Below are 5,082 nucleotides of genomic sequence, written 5' to 3'. Positions count from 1 at the left end.
TCTTGCAAGTATCTAATATTTATGACTGTATCAAAATTATTGTTCTCTGATTTGTGAAGCGAGGCTAATTTCCCCAGCGTGAGTGTATTGCAAAATAAAATCGCTGAAATCTCCTTGAATGAATCATTTAAGAAAATGCCAAGGTTTAGGTTCGAGTCAGTACCTGGTTTTTTAATTGTTGCTCTGTTGATATATGTTCCTTTTTCTGGGTCGTAATAGTATCCATATAGCAAAGCAAACATTGAATAAATAAACTCTCTACCATATGCAATCTGGTCATGAGATGATAGTGCAATTATATATGGGACTTTAGGTGATACCCAGTCACACTCAATATATCCTTTTATTGATTTGCCATCTTTATCTTGGTATCCAGTATATTTATTAAGCTTTGATATTATAGAATTAGAGTGCCGTGATATTGCCTCATCTATAATTTCTGAGAACTCATCCTTGGTTTTAATCGGTCTCAAGTTGGCTGCAACATCTTCTATGGAACGTAGTTTCTCAGGAGTACCATCTTTTTTAATCTCTGAAACTACAGCTTCAATGTATATCTCTGTAGGCGTTTCAACGATAAAATCTGGTCTATTGTGTTTTTCACTAATTTTGAAGTTCATCTCCTTCAGTGCGAAATGAAGATAAAGTTCCCAAAATGTAGAATGAAAGGTTGTTTGAAATTCTTTCTTAGCTTTATTATCGCGGTCAAAAAAATCTCTTCCCCAAGAAGAAATCACTTCTTTAGCTCCAGCGTACTCATGTTGGTCGTTCAGAGCATTAAATTTTGAATGCAGACGTTCTGCATCTAAATTTTTATCAATTTCAAAAAAATTCATTCATACGCCTCTAGTGTTAACATGGTGAAATTTATCTCGTGTTTATTGCTAATCAAAAATCTGGGACACCCACCTTTCTGTATGGGGCGTAATGCCACCAAATCCCACGCTACCGCCCGTGGATTACAGCTTCCAATATGCTCCCCTGACCCGCGATAGCAGCAACCCATCGCAGTTCAACGGAAATCAGGCGGAAATCAGGGACACCCACCTTTTTGTGTGAGGCGTAACGTCACCAAATCTCACACTACCGCCCGTGGATTACAGCTTCCAAGAAAATCTGGGACACCCACCTTTCTGAGGAAACGGAATCTGGGGAATCTGGGACACCCACCTTTTTGACAGTGGCGTAGTGCTGTTCTTGACTTAAGAGGTCACCGTTGAGGGATGCGCCATGACCATTGCCCGTTCACGTCAAATCAGCTTGCAGGATACGCCTTACTACCACGTGGTGAGCCGCTGTGTGCGGCGAGCCTTCCTGTGTGGTGACGATGCCCATTCTGGCCAGAGTTACGAACATCGGCGCCAGTGGGTGGTCGACAAGTTGGGGCAACTGTCACGGCTGTTTGCTATCGGTGTTTGTGCCTATGCGGTGATGAGCAATCACTATCATCTTGTGCTCAAGGTGGAGCCCGATACGGCGGCCAACTGGAGTGAACGGGAGGTGGCTGAGCGCTGGGCGGCTCTTTTCCAGTGGCCGCTGTTGGTACGACGCTGGTATCAGGGGGAGACGCTGATCGAGCCTGAACTGGCGGTCGTGCAGCAATTGCTTGCCCAATGGCGGGAGCGGCTTCACTCCATCAGCTGGTTTATTCGGCTACTCAATGAAAGTCTGGCCCGTCAGGCCAATCAGGAAGATGGTTGCAAGGGCCATTTCTGGGAGGGCCGCTTCAAGAGTCAGGCTTTGCTCACCGAATCAGCCTTGCTGGCCTGTATGGCGTATGTTGACCTCAATCCGATACGAGCTGCGTTGACCGACCGGCCGGAGCAGAGCGACTACACCAGTATCAAACAGCGCCTTGAGGAACCTGCTACTCCTGAGGTTTTGCTACCACTTTTGCTGCCGTTTGCCAGCCAAGGGAAGCCTGAAGAGTTGCCCTATGCCTTCACCGATTACCTGATGCTGGTTGATTGGACGGGTCGTGCTATTCGGCCCGACAAGCGGGGTCATATTCCGGCCCGTCTTGGACCCATCCTGGAACGGCTGGGTCTTGATGGCGCCCGCTGGTTGAAACAGGTGACGCTGTTTAGGCGACAAGGGATCAGAGTGGTGGGAGACAGAGATCATTGCCAGCAGTTTGCCCGCCACTGTGGCCAGCGGCGATGCCATCAACCACAGCTCTGATTGATTTGCGTCCACCCTCTCGATAGCTCCGGGTATTGCACATAGTTCAGTGGATGGCTGTGCAGGGGCTGTTGCTTTCTAAACCTGAAAATCTCTCCCACTAGCCGACTTTTGCAGGTATCAGTTCGAATGCATTCACCCTTATTGTGCCTGCAAGCAGCCTGATAGTGGCTTGCACCAAAAGGTGAGTGTCCCAATTTCCACTCTCGGAAATCTGGGACACCCACCTTTCTGCCCACCTTTCTGGGTAAGGCGTAATGCTACTGAATCCCACGCTACCGCCCGTGGATGACAGCCTCCAATATGCTCCATTGACCCGCGCTGGCAGCAACCCATCGCAGTTCAACAGGTTCTAGATGGCAATGGTAAGTCAAACGAAGCTGTGCCAGCGAGCATAAAATGGAGGTAACCATCCGGGGAAATCTGGGACACCCACCTTTCTGGGTAGGGGAAATCTGGGACACCCACCTTTCTGGGTAAGGCGTAATGCTACCAAATCTCACGCTACCGCCCGTGGATGACAGCTTCCAATATGCTCCCTTGACCCGCGTTGGCAGCAACCCATCACAGTTCAACAGGTTCTGGATGGCCATGGTAAGCCAAACGAAGCCGGCCCAGCGAGCATAAAATGGAGGTAACCATCAGAAATTCATCATTTTTTGCACCAAATCACCAAACCGGCCGATTACGAATGGTTGTTCCATCTGCTGACGATACGACTCAGTGCTGGCGGGGATGAGCGGCCTCAATACAAAAAGCCCCGAGAGCAGGGCGCTTTCGGGGAAGAGGAAAATCATCGACAGGGTATGACAACAGGCAAAGGGATCACGGCTGAGCGGGATCAGGCATCGACATAGAGCACCTGACCGCTAATAAAGCCGTCGACGGAGCGCTCAAACGCCTTGCCGACCAGGGCGCCCGGCACCGGCTGGAAGCCGGGCATCATCTCGCCATATATGTCCCACGCCTCTTCCAGTACGGTCGGGTTGACCACATTGATGCGAATGCCACGGGGCAGCTCGTGGGCCACGCACTGGACAAAGGTATCGATGGCGCCGCTGGTGGTGGCATCGGCAATGGCCAGCGGGATCGGCTTGATATTGAGGATGCCGGAGATCAGGGTGAAGGAGCCGCCCTGGTTGATGTAGCTGAGGCCGACATTGACCAGATTGATCTGGCCCATCAGCTTGCTCTGGATGGTGGTTTGCCACTGCTCGTCGCTCATCTCGCCAAAGGGGGCGTATTCGCAATAGCCGGCGGTATTGACCACCGCATCGAAGGTGCCGACGTTTTGGTAGAGCCGCTCAATAGACTCCCTGCTGGTGATATCCACCTGAAAATCACACCCCTCACCGGAGCGGCTGGCGGTGATGACGTTGTGCTTGCCCAGACCACTAAGGGCGGCTTGCCCCATTTTCCCCTGAGCACCAATCAGAATGACAGTTTTCATCGTTAACCTCGCTTTGCTGGAAGAGCTGCAAGGTTAGAGAGTCAATGATACAATGTAAATCATGGGTAATTTGTATGTGATACAACTTAAGTTGGTGGGGTGAGGGTGGAGAAGATCGATATCAGGCAGATGCGGGTGCTGGTGCTGCTGGTCAGACACAAGAGTGTGTCGCGGGTGGCCGAGCTGCTGGAGATCTCCCAGCAGGGGGTGAGCAGCCATCTGAAAAAGCTGCGCGACGCCTTTCCCGCCGAGCTGTTTATCCGCCAGAGCGCCGGCTTGCAGCCGACTGACTACGCCTGCGAGCTGGCCGACAAGTTTGAGCAGATCCTGGTCGATATCGACGGGGTCTTTGTGGCCGCCCCCTTCGTTCCGGCCAGCAGCCAGCGCACCTTCAGGGTGATGGCCAACGAGTATGCCCAGCTCGCCATTATCCCAAGGCTGGCGAGCGCCCTGCGACGCCTGGCACCCTCCATCCGGCTCGATGTGGTGGACTTTCAGGCCGAGCTGCATCTGGACGCGCTGGCCAGCGGCGAAATTGATCTGGTGATTGGCTTTGATGCCTATATCGACCCGGGGTTGCTGCGCACCACCCTGCGCCGGGATCACTACTGCTGCGTGCTGCGCCAGGACTCCCGATATCTTCGGGATAATGCCCAGCCGCAGGATATGGCGGCCATCCCCTTTGTGCAGTTCGCCAACAGCGTTGGCAACTTCGAAGGGCAGATGAGCCCGCAGCAGGTCGCCAGCGCGGCGGTGGCGACGCTCCCCTGTTACACCTCGCTGCAAGCCTTTATGTCGGTCAATGACGTGGCAGCCTGCATTCCGTCGGCCATCGCTGCCCTCGGGGATTTTCGCACCGTGGCGATGGCCGGGGCGCCACAGCCATTCGAGGTGGTGATCGGCAGACACCGCAAAAGTCAGGGCAATCTGGCCATCGAGTGGATGGCCGGGGTGATTAAGTCGGTCAGCGCCCTTGCGCCCAGATAAAGCCGCCGTTTGCAGAGAAAGGCCAGCGTCAGCAGCGTGGTAAGGGCAAGGCTGGATCTGCGGGGGAAATCCTGAGATGGTGCGGGCACTTAGCCGGTTATCCACTGATCGAGTGACAAGGAGTACCCATGCGCATTGCCCTGATTGGCCTCGGCGATATCGCCCAGAAGGCTTATCTGCCGCTGATTGCCAGCGACGAGCGGGTCACCCCGCTGCTCTGCACCCGAAGCCCAGAGGTGCTGGACAAGCTGTCTCGCCAGTACCGGATCCCCGAGTCGTACACCGATGTTAATGCGCTGCTGGCCAGTCGCCCCGATGCCGTGATGATCCACGCTGCCACTGCGGTGCATCGCGAGCTTGCCGAGCAGAGCCTGCGCGCGGGGATCCCCACCTTTGTCGACAAACCCCTGTGCGACACGCTGGCCGAGGCCGAGGAGCTCGCTAACCTCGCCATGGCGCAGGAT

The 5,082-nt window shown here is 53.6% G+C and carries 5 protein-coding genes; 3 read left to right on the top strand and 2 right to left on the bottom strand.

The genetic code is table 11. The features are described from left to right. Positions 1-836 (bottom strand): hypothetical protein (locus AAC083_RS01460; protein ID WP_146181556.1); only part of this gene is annotated, 836 nt, incomplete at its 3' end. A 394-nt stretch (positions 837-1,230) separates the two neighbouring features. On the opposite strand from AAC083_RS01460, the gene AAC083_RS01455 reads away from it, so the two are divergent. Continuing rightward, entirely contained in the window at positions 1,231-2,181 is a 951-nt protein-coding gene (locus tag AAC083_RS01455) for a transposase (RefSeq protein WP_108535694.1), read from the top strand. 841 nt (positions 2,182-3,022) lie between these two features. Here AAC083_RS01455 and AAC083_RS01450 read toward each other — a convergent pair. Further along, on the bottom strand, positions 3,023-3,631 hold the full coding sequence (locus AAC083_RS01450; RefSeq protein WP_108535693.1) for a short chain dehydrogenase: 609 nt from the start codon (positions 3,629-3,631) through the stop codon (positions 3,023-3,025). 105 nt (positions 3,632-3,736) lie between these two features. On the opposite strand from AAC083_RS01450, the gene AAC083_RS01445 reads away from it, so the two are divergent. Further along, entirely contained in the window at positions 3,737-4,618 is an 882-nt protein-coding gene (locus AAC083_RS01445; protein WP_108535692.1) for a LysR family transcriptional regulator, read from the top strand. Positions 4,619-4,746: 128 nt separating this feature from the next. Continuing rightward, the coding region (locus tag AAC083_RS01440) for a Gfo/Idh/MocA family protein (protein WP_146181555.1) at positions 4,747-5,082 on the top strand (336 nt) is incomplete at its 3' end.

The sequence above is a fragment of the Aeromonas sp. HMWF014 genome (assembly GCF_963878295.1).
Classification (GTDB): Bacteria; Pseudomonadota; Gammaproteobacteria; order Enterobacterales; family Aeromonadaceae; genus Aeromonas; species Aeromonas popoffii.
Note: the sequence above shows the minus strand (reverse complement) of the source record. Positions and strands in the feature narration are given on the sequence as shown.